At 50.8% G+C, this 18,594-nt stretch carries 17 protein-coding genes and 1 pseudogene; 9 read left to right on the top strand and 9 right to left on the bottom strand.

The window, feature by feature from the left end:
- Nucleotides 1-8: 8 nt before the first annotated feature.
- Nucleotides 9-701 carry a porin OmpL gene (ompL, locus tag OGV98_RS19255; RefSeq protein ID WP_003028643.1) on the top strand — a complete coding sequence of 231 codons (693 nt, stop codon included), beginning with the start codon at nucleotides 9-11 and terminating at the stop codon, nucleotides 699-701.
- A gap of 70 nt (nucleotides 702-771) precedes the next feature.
- Here ompL and typA read toward each other — a convergent pair whose 3' ends face one another.
- Entirely contained in the window at nucleotides 772-2,595 is a 1,824-nt protein-coding gene (gene typA, locus OGV98_RS19260; RefSeq protein ID WP_003028641.1) for a ribosome-dependent GTPase TypA, read from the bottom strand.
- 380 nt (nucleotides 2,596-2,975) lie between these two features.
- On the opposite strand from typA, the gene glnA reads away from it, so the two are divergent.
- The 4 genes from glnA (at nucleotide 2,976) to OGV98_RS19280 (ending at nucleotide 7,358) form a co-directional block, all read left to right on the top strand.
- Nucleotides 2,976-4,385 carry a glutamate--ammonia ligase gene (gene glnA, locus OGV98_RS19265; RefSeq protein ID WP_003028638.1) on the top strand — a complete coding sequence of 470 codons (1,410 nt, stop codon included), beginning with the start codon at nucleotides 2,976-2,978 and terminating at the stop codon, nucleotides 4,383-4,385.
- A gap of 281 nt (nucleotides 4,386-4,666) precedes the next feature.
- The gene (glnL, locus tag OGV98_RS19270; protein ID WP_003028636.1) at nucleotides 4,667-5,716 is read left to right on the top strand and encodes a nitrogen regulation protein NR(II); all 1,050 of its coding nucleotides are present in this window, start codon (nucleotides 4,667-4,669) and stop codon (nucleotides 5,714-5,716) included.
- Nucleotides 5,717-5,726: 10 nt separating this feature from the next.
- Nucleotides 5,727-7,136, top strand: coding sequence for a nitrogen regulation protein NR(I) (glnG, locus tag OGV98_RS19275; protein WP_003028633.1), 1,410 nt, complete (start codon nucleotides 5,727-5,729; stop codon nucleotides 7,134-7,136).
- A 111-nt stretch (nucleotides 7,137-7,247) separates the two neighbouring features.
- Complete coding sequence (locus OGV98_RS19280) at nucleotides 7,248-7,358, top strand: YshB family small membrane protein (RefSeq protein WP_003028631.1); 111 nt, start codon at nucleotides 7,248-7,250, stop codon at nucleotides 7,356-7,358.
- Nucleotides 7,359-7,397: 39 nt separating this feature from the next.
- Here OGV98_RS19280 and hemN read toward each other — a convergent pair whose 3' ends face one another.
- From hemN to OGV98_RS19295, 3 genes and pseudogenes are all read right to left on the bottom strand, one after another.
- Nucleotides 7,398-8,771, bottom strand: coding sequence for an oxygen-independent coproporphyrinogen III oxidase (gene hemN / locus OGV98_RS19285; RefSeq protein ID WP_202580885.1), 1,374 nt, complete (start codon nucleotides 8,769-8,771; stop codon nucleotides 7,398-7,400).
- A gap of 188 nt (nucleotides 8,772-8,959) precedes the next feature.
- Nucleotides 8,960-9,469: a Der GTPase-activating protein YihI gene (gene yihI / locus OGV98_RS19290; RefSeq protein WP_003028627.1), complete on the bottom strand. Its 510-nt coding sequence runs from the start codon at nucleotides 9,467-9,469 to the stop codon at nucleotides 8,960-8,962.
- Nucleotides 9,470-9,637: 168 nt separating this feature from the next.
- Nucleotides 9,638-9,823, bottom strand: a pseudogene (locus OGV98_RS19295) (hypothetical protein).
- Between the two features lie 209 nt (nucleotides 9,824-10,032).
- Between OGV98_RS19295 and yihA the strand changes: the two are divergent.
- Entirely contained in the window at nucleotides 10,033-10,665 is a 633-nt protein-coding gene (yihA, locus tag OGV98_RS19300; protein ID WP_003847926.1) for a ribosome biogenesis GTP-binding protein YihA/YsxC, read from the top strand.
- Nucleotides 10,666-10,784: 119 nt separating this feature from the next.
- Here the strand turns inward: yihA and spfP are convergent, their stop codons facing one another.
- On the bottom strand, nucleotides 10,785-10,832 hold the full coding sequence (spfP, locus tag OGV98_RS23660) for a small protein SpfP (protein ID WP_071892919.1): 48 nt from the start codon (nucleotides 10,830-10,832) through the stop codon (nucleotides 10,785-10,787).
- 166 nt (nucleotides 10,833-10,998) lie between these two features.
- Nucleotides 10,999-13,785, bottom strand: a complete 2,787-nt coding sequence (gene polA, locus OGV98_RS19305; RefSeq protein ID WP_003028623.1) for a DNA polymerase I — start codon at nucleotides 13,783-13,785, stop codon at nucleotides 10,999-11,001.
- 363 nt (nucleotides 13,786-14,148) lie between these two features.
- Between polA and yihG the strand changes: the two genes are divergently transcribed.
- Complete coding sequence (gene yihG, locus OGV98_RS19310; RefSeq protein WP_003028622.1) at nucleotides 14,149-15,084, top strand: 1-acylglycerol-3-phosphate O-acyltransferase, YihG family; 936 nt, start codon at nucleotides 14,149-14,151, stop codon at nucleotides 15,082-15,084.
- A 13-nt stretch (nucleotides 15,085-15,097) separates the two neighbouring features.
- Here yihG and dsbA read toward each other — a convergent pair whose 3' ends face one another.
- The 3 genes from dsbA to OGV98_RS19325 all read right to left on the bottom strand — a co-directional run bounded on the left by dsbA (nucleotide 15,098) and on the right by OGV98_RS19325 (nucleotide 17,070).
- Complete coding sequence (dsbA, locus tag OGV98_RS19315; protein ID WP_003028621.1) at nucleotides 15,098-15,721, bottom strand: thiol:disulfide interchange protein DsbA; 624 nt, start codon at nucleotides 15,719-15,721, stop codon at nucleotides 15,098-15,100.
- Between the two features lie 16 nt (nucleotides 15,722-15,737).
- Complete coding sequence (locus OGV98_RS19320; RefSeq protein ID WP_200003145.1) at nucleotides 15,738-16,724, bottom strand: serine/threonine protein kinase; 987 nt, start codon at nucleotides 16,722-16,724, stop codon at nucleotides 15,738-15,740.
- Between the two features lie 76 nt (nucleotides 16,725-16,800).
- Entirely contained in the window at nucleotides 16,801-17,070 is a 270-nt protein-coding gene (locus tag OGV98_RS19325; RefSeq protein ID WP_003028616.1) for a YihD family protein, read from the bottom strand.
- 69 nt (nucleotides 17,071-17,139) lie between these two features.
- Here OGV98_RS19325 and mobA point away from each other — a divergent pair, with 69 nt between their 5' ends.
- Together mobA and mobB are read left to right on the top strand one after the other, a co-directional pair.
- Complete coding sequence (gene mobA / locus OGV98_RS19330) at nucleotides 17,140-17,724, top strand: molybdenum cofactor guanylyltransferase MobA (protein ID WP_192468314.1); 585 nt, start codon at nucleotides 17,140-17,142, stop codon at nucleotides 17,722-17,724.
- Nucleotides 17,721-18,224 carry a molybdopterin-guanine dinucleotide biosynthesis protein MobB gene (gene mobB, locus OGV98_RS19335; RefSeq protein WP_138828068.1) on the top strand — a complete coding sequence of 168 codons (504 nt, stop codon included), beginning with the start codon at nucleotides 17,721-17,723 and terminating at the stop codon, nucleotides 18,222-18,224. Before mobA ends, mobB begins: the two co-directional genes overlap by 4 nt.
- The last annotated feature ends 370 nt before the right edge of the window (nucleotides 18,225-18,594 follow it).

The raw sequence follows: 18,594 nt of genomic DNA on the forward strand, positions 1-18,594 counted from the left end.
GATTTATCATGAAAAAATTAACGACAATAATTTTCTTATCCTCTGTGGTATCAACCTCTGCTTTCGCTGGAGCCTATGTAGAAAACCGGGAAGCATATAATCTGGCGTCCGATCAAATAGAGGTCATGATGCGCGTCGGCTATAACTCTGATATGGGCGCAGGTATCATGCTCACCAACACCTACACGATGCAACGCAAGGATGAGCTAAAACACGGCTATAACGAAATAGAGGGCTGGTATCCGTTATTTAAACCGACAGATAAATTAACAATCCAACCTGGCGGGCTAATAAACGATAAGAGTATTGGTTCTGGCGGCGCTGTTTATCTGGATGTTAACTATAAATTTACACCATGGTTTAATCTTACCGTGCGTAATCGATATAATCATAATAACTACAGTTCAACCGACCTGAACGGTGACCTGGATAATAATGATACCTATGAAATAGGTAACTACTGGAACTTTGCCATTACCGATAAATTTTCCTATACCTTTGAACCGCACTATTTTATGCGAGTCAATGACTTCAATAGCAGCAACGGAAAAGATCATCACTGGGAAATTACCAATACCTTTAAATATCGGATCAATGAACACTGGTTGCCCTACCTGGAATTACGCTGGTTAGATCGCAATGTTGAACCTTATCATCGCGAACAAAACCAGATTCGTGTTGGGGCAAAGTATTTCTTCTGATACTGCTGATGATAAAAAAAGCCGCTGATAATCAGCGGCTTTTTTATGCTTACCTGAGAAAGAGCGTTAATTACTCTTCTTTCGCGCCACGCATTGCACGGCGACGATCGTTTTCAGTCAGGTGACGCTTACGAATACGGATAGAGGTTGGAGTAACTTCTACCAGTTCGTCGTCATCGATGAATTCCAGAGCCTGCTCCAGAGTCATCTTAACCGGCGGAACCAGAACCGTTGCTTCGTCAGTACCGGACGCACGCATGTTGGTCAATTTCTTACCGGTCAGGCAGTTTACAGTCAGGTCGTTAGAGCGGCTGTGAATACCGATGATCTGGCCTTCGTAAACTTCAGCACCGTGACCCAGGAACAGCTTACCGCGGTCCTGCAGGCTGAACAGTGCGAACGCAACTGCTTTACCCTGGCCGTTGGAGATCAGTACGCCGTTCTGACGCTGACCCACATCACCCGCACGAACGTCGTCGTAGTGGCTGAAGGTGGAGTACAGCAGACCGGTACCGGAAGTCATGGTCATGAATTCTGAACGGAAGCCGATCAGACCACGGCTTGGGATCACGTAGTCAAGACGTACGCGGCCTTTGCCATCTGGATTCATGTTTTTCAGGTCGCCTTTACGCTCACCCAGAGCCTGCATGACAGAACCCTGATGCTGCTCTTCGACGTCCAGCGTTACGTTTTCGAACGGCTCTTGTTTACGGCCATCGATTTCGCGGAAGATAACTTTCGGACGGGAAACCGCCATTTCGAAACCTTCACGACGCATGTTTTCAATCAGAACAGACAGGTGCAGCTCACCACGACCGGATACGCGGAACGCATCCGCATCTTCGGTTTCTTCAACGCGCAGCGCAACGTTGTGCACCAGCTCTTTGTTCAGGCGGTCAAGGATCTGACGAGAGGTAACATATTTACCTTCTTTACCACAGAACGGAGAGGTGTTTACGCAGAAGAACATGGTTACGGTCGGTTCATCAACGGACAGAGCCGGCAGCGCTTCGACGTTCTGCGGATCGCAGATGGTGTCGGAGATGTTCAGTTCGCCCAGACCGGTGATCGCGATGATATCGCCGGCTTCGGCAATATCGCTCTCGATACGTTCCAGACCCAGATGAGTCAGAACTTTACCGACTTTACCGTTACGAGTTTTGCCTTCGCTATCAATGATAGTGATCTGCTGGTTCGGTTTAACTTTACCGCGTTTAATGCGGCCGATGCCGATTACGCCAACGTAGTTGTTGTAGTCCAGCTGAGAGATTTGCATCTGCAGCGGGCCATCAAGATCTACGTTCGGAGCCGGTACACGATCAACGATGGTCTGATACAGCGGAGTCATGTCTTCAGCCATATCTTCGTGATCCAGACCTGCGATACCGTTCAGCGCGGAAGCGTAAACGATCGGGAAGTCCAGCTGTTCGTCGGTAGCGTCGAGGTTAACGAACAGGTCGAATACCTGATCAACAACCCAGTCAGGACGCGCGCCAGGACGGTCAACTTTGTTGATAACAACAATTGGCTTCAGGCCATGGGCAAAGGCTTTTTTGGTCACGAAGCGCGTCTGCGGCATCGGACCATCCATTGCATCCACCACCAGCAGCACGGAGTCGACCATGGACATTACACGTTCAACTTCACCACCGAAGTCGGCGTGCCCCGGGGTATCAACGATGTTGATGCGGTAGTCATTCCATTTGATAGCGGTGTTTTTAGCGAGGATGGTAATCCCACGCTCTTTCTCCAAATCGTTGGAGTCCATCACGCGCTCTTGGGTTTCAGCACGTGCATCGAACGTACCGGATTGTTGGAGCAGCTTGTCTACCAGGGTCGTTTTACCATGGTCTACGTGCGCGATGATGGCGATGTTACGCAAATTTTCGATCACAACTTTGCCTCAGGCATTTTAGAAATAGCGCGTTATTGTACACGGATTAATCGCAGTACAAAACAGGATCACAAACATCCTCCGCAAACAAGTATTGCAGAGTTTCTTTGTGATCACATTCACGGAGCGTTAAAAGGGGTAATCTGACATGCTTTGCACCAATATGGTGCTTAATGTTCACATTAAAGCACTATAATGGTGCAATACAACCTTCATGGTGCAGCCCCTTTGCACGATAGTGCGCATGATAACGCCTTTTAGGGGCAATTTAAAAGTTGGCACAGATTTCGCTTTATATTTTTTACGGCGACACGGCCAATTTTTTGCAGAATTGAAGACTTCGTTACCACGACGACCATGACCAATCCGGGAGAGTAAGTATGTCCGCTGAACACGTTTTGACGATGCTGAACGAACACGAAGTGAAGTTTGTTGATTTGCGCTTCACTGATACCAAAGGTAAAGAACAGCACGTCACTATTCCTGCTCATCAGGTAAATGCCGAATTCTTTGAAGAAGGCAAAATGTTTGACGGCTCCTCAATCGGTGGCTGGAAAGGCATTAACGAATCAGACATGGTTCTGATGCCAGATGCGTCTACTGCACTCATCGACCCGTTCTATGAAGAGTCCACCCTGATCATCCGTTGCGATATCCTGGAACCTGGTACACTGCAGGGCTATGACCGCGACCCGCGCTCCATCGCAAAACGCGCTGAAGAGTATCTGCGTTCTACCGGCATCGCAGACACCGTTCTGTTCGGGCCAGAGCCAGAATTCTTCCTGTTTGACGACATCCGTTTCGGCGCGTCTATTTCCGGTTCCCACGTGGCAATCGATGACATCGAAGGCGCATGGAACTCCTCCACCAAATACGAAGGTGGTAACAAAGGTCACCGTCCTGGTGTGAAAGGCGGTTACTTCCCGGTTCCTCCGGTAGATTCTTCTCAGGACATCCGTTCTACCATGTGTCTGATCATGGAAGAGATGGGCCTGGTTGTTGAAGCGCATCACCACGAAGTGGCGACCGCTGGCCAGAACGAAATCGCGACCCGCTTTAACACCATGACCAAAAAAGCGGACGAAATTCAGATCTACAAATACGTCGTGCACAACGTTGCGCACCGTTTCGGTAAAACCGCGACCTTTATGCCAAAACCGATGTTCGGTGATAACGGTTCCGGTATGCACTGCCACATGTCCCTGTCCAAGAACGGCGTAAACCTGTTCTCTGGCGACAAATATGCGGGTCTGTCTGAGCAGGCGCTGTTCTACATCGGCGGTGTAATCAAGCACGCTAAAGCGATCAACGCCCTGGCTAACCCGACCACCAACTCCTATAAGCGTCTGGTCCCAGGCTACGAAGCGCCGGTAATGCTGGCTTACTCTGCCCGTAACCGTTCTGCTTCTATCCGTATTCCGGTTGTTGCTTCTCCGAAAGCGCGTCGTATTGAAGTGCGTTTCCCGGACCCGGCTGCTAACCCGTACCTGTGCTTCGCAGCACTGCTGATGGCCGGTCTTGACGGCATCAAGAACAAGATCCACCCGGGCGAAGCCATGGACAAAAACCTGTACGACCTGCCGCCGGAAGAAGCGAAAGAGATCCCACAGGTTGCTGGTTCTCTGGAAGAAGCACTGAAAGAACTGGATCTGGACCGTGAGTTCCTGACTGCAGGCGGCGTGTTCACCAATGAAGCGATCGATGCGTACATTACGCTGCGTCGCGAAGAAGATGACCGTGTGCGTATGACTCCGCACCCGGTAGAGTTTGAGCTGTACTACAGCGTTTAATCGTTTGAGTTGCCGTGGAAATTTTAGCCTGCTCAGGCAGGCTTGAGATCGATGGCGAATGATAAGACGCCTGATGGCGCAAGCTTATCAGGCCTACCGGTAACATCACCTTGTAGGCCGGATAAAGCAAAGCCGCCATCCGGCATCTGCGTTTGCCAGTCATCTGTAGCCCATCCCAGGATGGGCTTTTTTCTCCACTAACAACCTGCTTTCTCGCGCTTTTTTGATGTAAAAAGCTATAATGCACTAAATTGGTGCAACACTTTTCAGGAGACTGCTGAATGGCAACCGGCACGCTGCCCGATGCTGGGCAGATCCTCAATTCTTTAATCAACAGCATCTTACTCGTCGACGATGAGCTGGCGGTACATTACGCCAACCCGGCGGCACAACAGCTGCTCGCCCAAAGCTCCCGCAAACTGTTTGGTACACCGCTTCCCGATCTGTTGAGTTATTTCTCCTTAAACATCGGACTGATGCGAGAGAGCCTGGAAGCAGGCCAGGGCTTTACGGATAACGAAGTGACGCTGGTGATAGACAGCCACTCACATATCCTCTCAGTGACAGCTCAGAGGCTGCCTGATGGCCTTATCCTGCTGGAGATGGCGCCAATGGATAACCAGCGCCGTCTGAGTCAGGAGCAGCTTCAGCACGCCCAGCAGATTGCCGCCCGCGATCTGGTGCGCGGTCTGGCGCACGAAATCAAGAACCCTTTAGGTGGATTACGCGGCGCAGCGCAGCTACTCAGCAAAGCGCTTCCGGACCCGGCGCTGACCGAATATACCAAAGTCATTATTGAGCAGGCCGACCGCCTGCGTAATCTGGTCGACCGTCTGCTGGGACCACAACAGCCTGGCATGCATGTCACGGAAAGTATTCACAAGGTGGCGGAGCGCGTGGTGGCGCTGGTCTCAATGGAGCTCCCGGAAAACGTCACGCTGATTCGTGATTACGACCCGAGTCTGCCCGAACTACTGCACGATCCGGACCAGATCGAGCAGGTTCTGTTAAACATCGTGCGCAATGCTTTGCAGGCGCTGGGAGCGGAAGGCGGTGAGATCATTCTACGTACCCGCACCGCGTTTCAGCTCACGCTGCACGGCGTACGTTATCGCCTGGCGGCACGGATTGATGTTGAGGACAACGGTCCGGGTATTCCCTCGCATTTGCAGGACACGCTGTTCTACCCAATGGTCAGCGGTCGCGAAGGCGGTACTGGGCTTGGATTATCCATCGCCCGCAATTTAATTGATCAACATTCCGGCAAAATTGAATTTACCAGTTGGCCGGGTCATACCGAGTTCTCGGTTTACCTGCCTATCAGGAAATAAGGTGACGTTTATGCAACGAGGAATAGTCTGGGTCGTTGATGACGATAGTTCCATCCGTTGGGTGCTTGAACGTGCGCTCGCAGGGGCAGGGCTAAGCTGTACCACATTTGAAAGTGGTAAAGAGGTGCTGGACGCGCTGGCCAGCAAAACGCCTGACGTACTGTTGTCGGATATTCGCATGCCGGGCATGGACGGTCTGACGCTGTTAAAACAGATTAAACAGCGGCATCCGATGCTTCCGGTCATCATAATGACCGCGCACTCCGATCTGGATGCTGCCGTCAGCGCCTATCAGCAAGGGGCGTTTGATTATCTGCCCAAACCTTTTGATATTGATGAAGCCGTAGCGCTGGTCGAACGTGCCATCAGCCATTATCAGGAACAGCAGCAGCCGCGCAATGTTCAGATCAACGGCCCAACAACCGACATCATCGGCGAAGCGCCGGCAATGCAGGACGTCTTTCGCATTATTGGCCGCCTGTCCCGATCGTCAATCAGCGTATTGATTAACGGGGAGTCCGGGACCGGTAAAGAGCTGGTCGCCCATGCGCTGCACCGTCATAGCCCGCGCGTCAAAGCGCCGTTTATCGCCCTGAACATGGCGGCAATCCCAAAAGATTTGATCGAATCTGAGCTGTTTGGTCACGAGAAAGGCGCGTTTACCGGGGCGAATACCATTCGTCAGGGGCGCTTTGAACAGGCTGACGGCGGTACGCTGTTCCTCGATGAAATTGGCGATATGCCGCTGGACGTGCAAACGCGTTTATTGCGCGTATTAGCCGATGGACAGTTTTACCGCGTTGGCGGCTATGCGCCCGTGAAGGTGGACGTACGTATTATCGCCGCCACGCACCAGAATCTGGAACTACGCGTACAGGAAGGCAAATTCCGCGAGGACTTATTCCATCGTCTGAACGTCATCCGCGTGCATTTGCCGCCACTGCGTGAACGTCGGGAAGATATCCCACGTCTGGCGCGCCATTTCCTGCAGGAGGCCGCGCACGAACTGGGGGTTGAAGCCAAACAATTACACCCGGAGACCGAGGCGGCGCTGACCCGTTTGGCCTGGCCGGGTAACGTGCGTCAGCTTGAGAACACCTGCCGCTGGTTAACCGTCATGGCGGCCGGGCAGGAAGTACTGATTCAGGACTTACCAGCCGAGCTGTTTGAAACCACCGTGCCTGACGCACCGTCCCATATGCAGCCAGACAGCTGGGCAACCCTGTTGGCACAGTGGGCAGACCGGGCCTTGCGTTCCGGTCATCAAAACCTGCTTTCTGAGGCTCAACCTGAAATGGAGCGCACGCTGTTGACCACCGCGCTACGTCATACCCAGGGGCACAAACAGGAAGCCGCACGCCTGCTTGGCTGGGGCCGTAATACCTTGACGCGTAAGTTAAAAGAACTCGGAATGGAGTGACGATTCGTCACTGTGTAAAGATTGATAATTGAGCGCAAATTGCTGCTATTTTGCGCTTTACTGTTCCGATGAGTTAAGTATGATCGTGCCCGGCAAACGGGGGAAGTCATCATGCTGGAATCAATGATTAATCTACTGTCGAGCGGTGCGGTCGAAAGCCATACGCCACAAACTGCGGTTGCCGCAGTGCTGTGTGCAGCGCTGGTTGGGCTGTTCAGCTAAGCAGTTTGCCCGGTGGCGCTGACGCTACCGGGCAAAACGTTAAATCACCCGTGAGAACTGCTGCATGCGTGCTTTCTGCCGCAGATAGGCATCAAAGCACATACAAATATTACGGATCAGCAGGCGTCCCTTCGGCGTAACCTGAATCCCCTTCTCATCCACATCCACCAGCCCATCTTTCGCCAGTGGTGCCAGCAGTTTCAGGTCTTCGGCAAAATAGTCAGCGAAGTTCAGATCCCATTGCTGTTCCACAGCGGCATAGTCGAGGCGGAAGTTACAGATCAGGAGCTTAATAACATCACGACGAATGCAGTCATCGTGGGTCAGGGCAATTCCGCGCCACAGTGCGTCCCCCTGCTCGTCTACCTGCAGATAATAGCGCTTCAGCTCTTTCTGGTTCTGCGCATAGTTGTCACCAATCATACTAATGGCTGACACGCCCATTCCCAGCAGATCGGTATCACCCTGGGTGGTATAACCCTGGAAATTACGATGCAGCACACCCTTGCGTTGAGCAATCGCCAGCTCATCATCCGGCCGAGCAAAGTGATCCATACCAATGAACTGATAACCGGTTTCGGTCAGTGAAGAAATGGTTTCCTGCAGGATATCCAGCTTCTGCTGCGCGCTGGGCAGGTCGGCGTCTTTAATCTTGCGCTGAGCGGCAAACAGCGTCGGCAGGTGCGCGTAGTTGAAGACGCTCAGTCGGTCTGGATTCAGCTCAGCAACGCGTTTCAGGGTAAAGGCGAAACTTTCCGGCGTCTGTTTTGGCAAACCATAAATCAGATCGATATTCGTTGAGGTAAAGCCAATCTCACGCGCATGATTCAGCAGCGCAAAGATAAACTCCTCATCCTGCTCACGGTTCACCAGGCGCTGAACTTCTTTATTGAAGTCCTGCACCCCCATGCTCAGGCGGTTAAAACCTTCAGCGCGTAAATGATCGAGCACATCCAGCTCAATTTCACGCGGATCCACTTCGATCGAGATTTCGGCGTCGTCGTTAAAGTTAAAGTTGCCACGCAGCAGCGACATCAAACGGCTGATTTGCGCTTTATTCAGATACGTTGGCGTGCCGCCGCCCCAGTGCAGCTGACTGACATGACGTCCGGCAAACAGCGGTGCGCGATGAATAATTTCTTGTTCTAAGACATCGAGGTATTGATCGGCTTTATGCTGCTGGCGAGTCACGACCTTGTTACAGCCACAGAAATAACACAGCTTGTGGCAGAACGGGATGTGAACGTACAGCGAGAGAGGACGCTCAGGATAACGCGCCACGGCCTTTAGAAATGCTTCAGTGCCGTAGTCTTCAGAAAACTCCAGCGCGGTCGGGTACGAGGTATATCGTGGCCCGGAATAGTTATATTTCTGGATCAGGGCCAGGTCCCAGTCTATTAACTGCTCTGACATGCTCACTCCTTCCGATGGCGTCTCTGGCGGGTACGGCGTACCGACTTAACCCCAGTACGGGTGATAAGTCGGTTGCGCAGCCACTTCTGTCGCCGCGACAACCGCTGTAGTTTAACGAATAACCACACCAGATAACATATAACCGGAAGGGTTATAAGCAGGACGGGAAGACCCACGGTGTAAAACCGTTAGTTGCCGCCTTTCAGGAGGCGCATCATGTCTTCCTGCTTTTCTTCTTCTTCCTCTTCTTCCTCGTCATCGTAAGAAAGACCCAGCTTTTGCATCAGCTCATCAATGCGGTCCAGCTTGGCATCAACCCAGGACTGATCTTCCGCGCTCAGGGTCTCTCCTGCTTCAAGACGCTCCAGCAGCGCATCCAGGCGCTCATCCGTTTCCAGTAAATCCAACTCAGCCTGTGGTGAAAGCATAGGTTTCTCACTCTTCGGTTTGTGCTGTTTGGTGACTTTTTCGGTCACGCCCAATGGAATGGGGGTTTTGCTGCCAATACGAGGATCTTTTTGCTTATTTTGGTTTCCGCCACCAGATGCGCCTTCGCTACCGGACGCACGGCTACCTGCCGCATGACCACGGTGTTTTTTCTGGCGCTTACGGTCGCGAGCTTCCTGGTTAATTTCTTCGCGTGTTTTACGACGCGCTTTTGCAGGACCTTTACCGCGTGGTGTAGAAGTTGGTTTCATCATGATTCGTCTTTGGCTGTTTTATTCAGTATATAATTGCGCCGGAATCTAGCAGAAATAAAGAAAAAAGGCGACAGAGTAATCTGTCGCCTTTTTTCCTGACTCTCAACCCTTACGGGCTCTACAATCCCTGTTGGCTATCAACACACCCTGTTTTTCCCTTAGCCTCTAACATTCCGTGTTGTTTCCATTTCCTTTTACTAACGTCTCCGGACGTTTGTCTTCCTGACAATCCTGTGTCTTCGCCTCCTGGCGCTCCTGACCCTCATCCTGAGTCGTCTATCCTGTCAGCTTCCTCGCTATGGATGCTACTTTACCGTTTTGGTTTAAACGTACAAGTAACCTGGGTAACAATTTCCGATTTTAAGAATAGCGCCCAAATGTAACTCCATGATTTATTTTAGTTCTGTCATTTTTTACTCTGTCATCTCGTATAGAAACTGTCGGCAATGTCTCACAAAGCGCGTGGTTTTTACTCACACTGCCCACTCGTCGAAAAACCAGCCTTTTGCTGGGGTTCAGGTATAATCGCTGCAAAGCCCTGATTGATGGAGAGGACTGCTTTGACTAATTTGAATTATCAACAGACGCACTTTGTGATGAGTGCGCCTGATATTCGCCACTTACCTTCCGACACGGGTATAGAAGTGGCTTTTGCTGGCCGTTCCAACGCAGGCAAATCCAGTGCGCTAAATACCCTGACGAATCAAAAGGGTCTGGCGCGTACATCTAAAACGCCAGGTCGTACTCAGCTCATCAACCTGTTTGAAGTCGTTGACGGCAAACGCCTGGTCGATTTGCCAGGATACGGTTATGCCGAAGTTCCAGAAGAGATGAAGCGCAAATGGCAGCGCGCGCTGGCTGAATATCTGGAAAAACGTCAGAGCCTGCAAGGTCTGGTGGTACTGATGGATATTCGTCACCCGTTAAAAGATCTCGATCAACAGATGATCCTGTGGGCGGTTGAGAGCAACGTTCAGGTTCTGGTACTGCTGACTAAAGCAGATAAGCTGGCCAGCGGTGCACGCAAAGCGCAGTTGAATATGGTACGCGAAGCCGTACTGGCATTTAACGGTGATGTGCAGGTAGAAGCATTTTCATCGCTGAAAAAGCTGGGTGTGGACAAACTGCGGCAAAAACTGGATAGCTGGTTTAGTGAACTGGCACCGGTTGAAGAGATGCAGGACGGGGAATAACCCACCGTATTGCCGGATGGCGCCGCTGCGCGTCTTATCCGGCCTACAGCATGTACAAAACTTTTCTTTCGCACAATAAAAAACGCCCCAGTCATTACTGACTGGGGCGGCTAAAATATTCAGCCAAATCCGATTACGTGAAGTAAAAGGTCTGAAAGATAGAACATCTTACCTCTGTACCCTACGAGAATAACTTTACTCTTTTTTGAGCAGCTCAGAAAGCACTTTTTGTAATTTTTTTTCATTCCTTACATAGGGAATTCTAATGGACATCACAAAAAGCTCTCTCTTATGTTGCTTAGTTACGAAAAAGAGCCGTTATTCAGTAAACCCTTAGTGCGCCTGATCCCAGTTTTCGCCACTACCGACTTCCACCAGCAACGGCACGTCAATCTGGGTCTCGTTTTCCATCAGTTGGTGGATCTTTTTAGAGACGCTTTCGAGGTCATCTTTATGCACTTCAAACACCAGTTCATCGTGTACCTGCATGATCATACGCACACGCGGTTGCTCGGTTTGCAGCCATCTGTCCACCGCAATCATCGCTCGTTTGATAATGTCTGCGGCAGTACCCTGCATCGGGGCGTTAATTGCCGCGCGTTCTGCACCTGCACGACGAGCACCATTACTGGATTTAATATCCGGTAAATAGAGACGGCGACCTTCCAGCGTTTCTACATAACCCTGCTCTTTCGCCTGCGCGCGGGTGCGTTCCATATATTCCAACACGCCAGGGTAGCGTTCGAAGTAGAGATCCATGTACTTCTGTGCTTCTTTACGCGGAATATTCAACTGGCGCGCCAGACCAAAAGCGCTCATCCCGTAGATCAAACCGAAGTTGATGGCTTTCGCGCTGCGGCGCTGCTCGCTGGTCACAGAATCAAGCGGTAAACCAAAGACTTCTGCCGCCGTTGCGCGGTGGATATCTTTCCCTTCGGCAAACGCGGTAAGCAGACCTTTATCACGTGAAAGGTGCGCCATGATACGCAGTTCAATCTGTGAGTAGTCCGCAGAGACAATCACGTAGTCTTCTGGCGCAATGAACGCCTGACGAATACGACGACCTTCGTCATTACGTACCGGGATGTTTTGCAGGTTCGGATCCGTTGAAGACAAGCGACCCGTTGCGGTAACTGCCTGATGATAGGAAGTGTGCACGCGCCCGGTCTTCTTGTTAATCATCAACGGAAGCTTATCCGTATAGGTCGACTTCAGTTTTGCTAAACCACGATATTCCAGGATAACTTTCGGCAACGGATAATCCAGCGCGAGCTCTTCCAGCACTTCTTCTGACGTTGATGGTGCGCCGCCAGGGGTTTTCTTCAGCGGCTTAATACCCTGCTTTTCAAACAGGATGGTTTGCAGTTGCTTGGTGGAAGAGAGGTTAAACGCTTCTCCGGCGATCTCGTGCGCTTTTTGCTCCAGCTCGTTCAAACGCAGCGTCAGTTCTTCTGAATGCTTGTGCAGAACAGCCGGATCGATTTTCACACCGTTGCGCTCAACACGAGACAAAACTGGCACCAGCGGCATATCGATATTTTCAAAGACGTTCAGTGGCCCTTTATGTTGCTGTAATTCTGGCCACATTTTCAGATGCAGCTGTAGCGTAACGTCGGCGTCTTCCGCAGCGTAACGCCCGGCTTCTTCCAATGCTATCTGGTTAAAGGTCAGCTGGTTTTTGCCTTTTCCAGCGATCTCTTCAAAGGTGATAGTTTTATGTTTAAGCCAGCGGTCCGACAGGCTGTCCATATCGTGTCGGCCAGCGACGCTGTTAAGAATGTAGGATTCAAGCATGGTGTCAAAGGTGATGCCGCGCAGCTCGATGCCATAGTTCGCCAGGATACCGCGATCGTACTTCAGGTTCTGCCCGACTTTATGCGCATTCTCATCTTCAAGCAGCGGCTTCAGCAGCTCCAGCGCGCGATCGCGAGCTATTTGATCGGGGGCATCCAGGTAATCGTGGGCAACAGGAACATATGCCGCCACACCCGGTTCAATGGCAAAAGACAGGCCAACCAGATTCGCGGAAATATTGTCCAGGCTGTCAGTTTCCGTATCGAAGGCAAAGACAGGTGCTTTTTTCAGCTTCGCGATCCACTCTTCCAGCGTCGCTTCGTCCAGAATCGTCACATAGTTATCATACGAAAGAACCGTAGCCGGCTCCTCAGGCGTTTCATCGACGACAATAGTTTCTTGCGGTTTTGCCGCCGGCTTCGTCCCTTTCGCCTGTAGCCATTTACCCGCTTCAACGTCAGTAACCCAACGTTTGAATTCATACTGTTTAAACAGGCCAAGCAGTTCTTCTGCTGCCGGTTGACGGACTTCCAGCTGCTCGCAGGTCAACTCCAGCTCAACATCCGTTTTGATAGTAGCCAATTGATAAGAGAGGTACGCCACCTCTTTATTCTGCTCAAGTTTGCCCGCCATGGTTTTCGCACCACGGAATGTCAGCCCCGCAATTTTGTCTGATTCAGCATAGAGAGTATCCAGCCCACCCAGCCCCTGCAGCAGAGCCTGCGCAGTTTTTTCACCTACGCCTGGAACGCCAGGAATGTTATCTGAGGAATCCCCCATCAGCGCCAGGAAATCGATGATCAGTTCCGGCGGGACACCGTATTTATTTACCACCTCATCCGGGCCGAGGATCGTATTGGTCATGGTGTTGATAAGGGTGATATTCGGCGTCACCAACTGAGCCATATCTTTATCACCAGTGCTAATCAGCACCGGACGCCCCACCTTCTCTGCTTCCCGCGCCAGCGTACCGATGACATCATCCGCCTCCACGCCAGAAACCGCCAACAGTGGCAGCCCCATCGCTTTTACCATCGCATGCAGAGGTTCAATCTGCGCACGCAGATCGTCCGGCATGGGTGGGCGGTGCGACTTATAGTGTTCGAATAACTCATCACGGAAGGTTTTACCCTTGGCGTCGAATACCACCGCCGCGTGGGTCGGCTGATATTGCAAAATCAAGCTACGCAGCATGTTGAGGACACCGTACATCGCACCCGTAGGTTCTCCTGCACTGTTAGTCAGCGGTGGGAACGCGTGGTATGCGCGATACAGGTAAGATGAGCCATCTACAAGGATAAGTGGGTTTTCTGGGATCTGAACCATAATGTCCGTGCCTGTTTATCAGATTATGGGTAAAGGATGCCACAGACAGGATGAAAACATGAGTTTTTCGCCGCATTTGTCGAAAAACTTTTGTAGATCTTCTGCTTTGCTCGCAAAGACAGCTGTGGATAACTTTGTGAATAAATAATTTACAGCTCTTTAAATATAACAAGGCAATTATTGCCTCATAATATTTTTATATGTATTTCAATGAATTAAATAAATACACAGCATTTTATTCCATTTTTACAGCTTATATCCTGATGTGGATAGATATTCCTCTTTTTTCTATTGAGGGAAGATCCATCATTTGGTTCGTTTTCTGATAAAATCAGCCCCTTGCGCCTCTTTCGCGCACTGTCTATGGCTAACCTTTTGAATAATTTAATTATGACGAGAATACTCGCTGCGATAACGCTGTTGCTGAGTATCGTATTGACCATATTGGTCACGATTTTTTGTTCTGTGCCGATCATCCTTGCGGGAGTTGTGAAACTCCTTTTGCCTATTCCTGTCGTCTGGCGCAAGGTTTCTGTCTTCTGTAATTTCATGATGTACTGCTGGTGTGAAGGTCTGGCGCTACTGCTGCACCTTAATCCACGGCTAAAGTGGGATGTTGAAGGACTGGAAGGTCTTAGCAAGAAAAACTGGTATCTGCTCATTTGTAATCATTACAGCTGGGCCGATATCGTTGTGCTTTGCGTTCTGTTCCGTAAGCACATCCCGATGAATAAATATTTCCTCAAGCAGCAGTTGGCCTGGGTACCCTTTATTGGCCTGGCCTGCTGGGCGCTGGATATGCCGTTTATGAAACGCTATTCACGTGGCTATCTGCTTCGCCATCCGGAACGCCGTGGTAAAGATGTCGAAACAACGCGTCGTTCCTGCGAGAAATTTCGCGTACACCCGACAACCATTGTGAATTTTGTCGAAGGTTCGCGCTTTACCAAAGATAAACGTGAGCAAACCCGCTCGCCCTATCAAAACCTGCTCCCTCCTAAGGCGGCCGGTATTGCAATGGCATTGAATGTACTGGGTTCACAGTTCGATAAAATGTTGAACGTCACGTTGTGCTATCCGGAAAACAGCAGTCGACCGTTCTACGACATGCTGAGCGGTAAGTTAACGCGGATTGTCGTGCGGGTGAATCTGGAGCCAATTCATGAAGAGTTGCACGGTGACTACGTGAACGATAAGGGATTCAAGCGTCGGTTTCAGCTCTGGCTAAATACGCTATGGAGTGAGAAAGACGCGCAGCTCGACGCGATTAAAGCCTCAAATAAAAAAGCCGGTCAGTGACCGGCTTTTGCTTTTATTTCTGACCAACTAGGTACTTCACGGTATCCGCATACTGTTGCACGAAGATATCCATGCTGCTGGTATCCATGCCCTGCGGGTTGACCTGATATTTGCCATTCACGAACATCGCCGGAACGCCCTGCAGCTGTAAATCAGCCGCCGCTTTTTCCTGCTGTGCCACAAGTGATTTCACCACGAAGCTGTTCCATGCCGCATCATAATCTTCGCCTTTAATACCTGCGTCGACAAACACTTTACGGATATCAGCAACAGACTGAACGGTCTGGGTTTTCTGAACGCCTTCAAACAGCGGAACGGTGACCTGATCTTCAACACCCAGCGCCATTGCAACCGCCCATGCCTGCGTCAGATCTTTACCCAAAGGCCCGAGAAACTCGACGTGGTATTTGGTCATCTTGGTGCCTTCCGGCAGCTTTTTCTTCACATTATCAGATACGTGAAGCACTTCTTCAAACTGGTAGCAGTGCGGGCAGTAGAAGGAGAAGAACTCCAACACTTGCGGTTCACCCGCAACTGGCTTTTCCAGAGTGATGTATTGTTTGCCATCCTGGAACTGCGCTGCAGATGCGCTAAAAGCTAAGACCATACCAGCCAGCGCCAGCCATATTTTTTTCATGTTCAAGTTTCTCCGATTAATACATTGGCGTTAATTGTAAGGGGGGCTCTTGCAGAATTTTTGCCTGCTCAATAAAGGTCGCGGTCTGACGATGCCAGTAATCTTCCCCGGTTAACCACGGGAAGTTTTTTGGAAATGCAGGGTCAGCCCAACGTCGAATTAGCCAGGCAAGATAATAAACTAAACGCATAGCGCGTAAAGGTTCTATCAGTCCGATTTCAGAGATGTCGAACTCACTAAACTCTTCATAAGCCTCGATAATGGTTTCAAGCTGCATACGTTGTTCAGCTTTATCGCCATTGAGGAGCATCCATAAATCCTGAATAGCCGGACCGTTGCGGGCATCATCTAAATCGACAAACATCGGGCCATCGCGCCACAGAATATTACCGGCATGACAATCACCGTGCAGGCGTAACGTGGTTAAACGCGTATGCCAGCGTTCATTAACGATCGCGATAAGCGCATCCGTTGCCTTCAGGAAGGCCGCTTTTTGCCCTGATGGGATTAGCTGTGCGTGTTCAAAAACTTTACGCGGCTCAGTCAGGTATTCTTCAAGGCCGATCGTTGGGCGGAAGGCAAAAGTACGCTTGCATCCGGTCTGGTGCATACGCCCGAGATAGCGCCCCACCGCCTCCATCTGATCGATGTTGTCGGCTTCAAACTGACGTCCACCGACGCTGGGAAAGATCGCATAATGGAAACCCTGATGGCTTAATAGCGTTTGACCGCTGAATTCCAGCGGAGCAGCTACCGGGACTTCATCGTTTACCAGTTCCAGAGCAAACTGGTGCTCTTCCTGGATCTGATCGACAGACCAACGTTCAGGGCGATAAAACTTAACGACAAAGCGTCGACGGTCTTCGTCCTGGAATTGATAGACACGGTTTTCATAGCTGTTAAGCGGGGTAAGCCCGGAGTCCACCCGGATCCCCTGCTCAAACAGTGCATCCATGATGGTATCCGGGTGTAGCGTCTGGAAATTAAAAGCGTTGTCGTTCATCCCATCATCCGGAAAATACTACGAATGATTCAGGATATCATTTCGCAGCGCTTTCGGTGGCGGCGATTACAAGCTTTTACTCTTTAATTACGCCACGTGCGCGGAGTAGTGCAGTTTTAAAATCTTCTTCATAATCTTTCTGAATACCTGGAATGACCGCATCTTTCGCCGAGTCACGCATTTTCAGGTGATAGATCAGAATGTCATCAGTTAAATCCGCCAGTTCGCCGTCAAAACCTGACTCTTGCGCCAGTTTCTGTAAAAATTGCATCAGGTTAAGATCGGGTTCCTTCTGCCAGGCAGGCTGGAGGAGTTCAATAACTTCATTCAGACGTTTACATTTCATGGTTGTGCTCCTTAGGCTCAATACAGATACGTTAGCAGGGTCAATCCCACATTAAAAGAGGCGATATCAGTGATTCTGGATAGTGCAATAACAGGGGTTGTGCTGGCTGGCGGTAAGGCCAGACGGATGGGCGGAACCGATAAAGGTCTGCTTGAATTGGACGGTAAACCTCTTTGGCGACATGTGGCCGACATTCTCGCTTTGCAGGTCGAAACCGTGGTGGTTAATGCCAATCGCCACAGGGATATATACCAGCAAAGCGGCCTGAAAGTTATTCCTGATTCATTGGCCGATTTCCCTGGCCCACTGGCCGGGATGCTATCGGTATTCCTGCTGCAAACGGGGGAATGGTTTTTGTTCTGCCCGTGCGATATGCCTTATATTCCTCACGATCTGGTCGCTCGTTTAAAAGAGCAGCGCAAAGCTGCACCGGTTGTCTGGGTGCATGATGGCGAAAGAGATCACCCAACCATTGCGCTGATGCACCGCTCTATGCAGCCTTTACTGCAGGATTATCTTCAGTCCGGTGAACGACGCGTTATGGTCTTTATGCGTTTGGCAGGCGGTCATGCTGTCGATTTCAGCGATCATAAAGATGCGTTCGTAAACGTGAACACCCCCGAAGAGCTCGCAAAATGGCAGGAAAAATCATGATCCCATTACTCGCCATTGCGGCATGGAGCGGCACGGGAAAAACCACGCTGCTCAAAAAGTTGATCCCGGAACTACGTGCCAGAGGTATACGTCCCGGATTGATTAAGCATACTCATCACAAGATGGATGTCGACAAGCCCGGTAAAGATAGCTATGAGTTACGCAAAGCCGGTGCAGCACAAACGCTGGTCGCCAGCCAGCAACGTTGGGCATTAATGGTAGAAACACCGGAAGAGCCCGAACTGGATTTAGCGTATCTGGTAAGCCGGATGGACGCTTCAACGTTGGATATGGTGTTGGTCGAGGGATTTAAGCATGAACCTGTCGCTAAGATCCTACTTTTCCGCGAAGGCTGCGGGCATAGTCCTGAGGAATTGGTGATGGATGACTATGTTATAGCGGTTGCCAGTGACGTTCCGCTGGCGGTGGATGTTCCATTGTTAGATATCAACAACATGCAGCAAGTAGCTGATTTTGTTACGCAATGGGCCAGAAGATAACTGCGGTGTCGCGATGTACGTGATGCGCTGCGCTTATCAGGCCTGCACAATACGTTCAGCCCGGCGGTTTTTACCCCGCACACACGCAAAAAAGCCCATCCGTCAGGATGGGCTTCTTCACTTTATTTGATGCCTGGCAGTTTATGGCGGGCGTCCTGCCCGCCACCCTCCGGGCCGTTGCTGCGCAACGTTCAAATCCGCTCCCGGCGGATTTGTCCTCCTCAGGAGAGCGCTCACCGACAGACCACAGATAAAACAAAAGGCCCGGTCTTTCGACCGGGCCTTTCGCTTTTATTTGATGCCTGGCAGTTCCCTACTCTCGCATGGGGAGACCCCACACTACCATCGGCGCTACGGCGTTTCACTTCTG

Source organism: Citrobacter sp. Cf136 (genome assembly GCF_030333815.1).
GTDB classification, from domain to species: domain Bacteria; phylum Pseudomonadota; class Gammaproteobacteria; order Enterobacterales; family Enterobacteriaceae; genus Citrobacter; species Citrobacter freundii.

Bases quoted from the DNA above. Each gene is read 5' to 3' on its own strand.
- glnL (WP_003028636.1), top strand. From the start codon at position 4,667: ATGGCAACCGGCACGCTGCCCGATGCTGGGCAGATCCTCAATTCTTTA.
- OGV98_RS19280 (WP_003028631.1), top strand. From the start codon at position 7,248: ATGCTGGAATCAATGATTAATCTACTGTCGAGCGGTGCGGTCGAAAGC.
- mobB (WP_138828068.1), top strand. From the start codon at position 17,721: ATGATCCCATTACTCGCCATTGCGGCATGGAGCGGCACGGGAAAAACC.
- glnG (WP_003028633.1), top strand. From the start codon at position 5,727: ATGCAACGAGGAATAGTCTGGGTCGTTGATGACGATAGTTCCATCCGT.
- yihI (WP_003028627.1), bottom strand. From the start codon at position 9,469: ATGAAACCAACTTCTACACCACGCGGTAAAGGTCCTGCAAAAGCGCGT.
- hemN (WP_202580885.1), bottom strand. From the start codon at position 8,771: ATGTCAGAGCAGTTAATAGACTGGGACCTGGCCCTGATCCAGAAATAT.
- ompL (WP_003028643.1), top strand. From the start codon at position 9: ATGAAAAAATTAACGACAATAATTTTCTTATCCTCTGTGGTATCAACC.
- OGV98_RS19325 (WP_003028616.1), bottom strand. From the start codon at position 17,070: ATGAAATGTAAACGTCTGAATGAAGTTATTGAACTCCTCCAGCCTGCC.
- glnA (WP_003028638.1), top strand. From the start codon at position 2,976: ATGTCCGCTGAACACGTTTTGACGATGCTGAACGAACACGAAGTGAAG.
- polA (WP_003028623.1), bottom strand. From the start codon at position 13,785: ATGGTTCAGATCCCAGAAAACCCACTTATCCTTGTAGATGGCTCATCT.
- OGV98_RS19320 (WP_200003145.1), bottom strand. From the start codon at position 16,724: ATGAACGACAACGCTTTTAATTTCCAGACGCTACACCCGGATACCATC.
- dsbA (WP_003028621.1), bottom strand. From the start codon at position 15,721: ATGAAAAAAATATGGCTGGCGCTGGCTGGTATGGTCTTAGCTTTTAGC.
- yihG (WP_003028622.1), top strand. From the start codon at position 14,149: ATGGCTAACCTTTTGAATAATTTAATTATGACGAGAATACTCGCTGCG.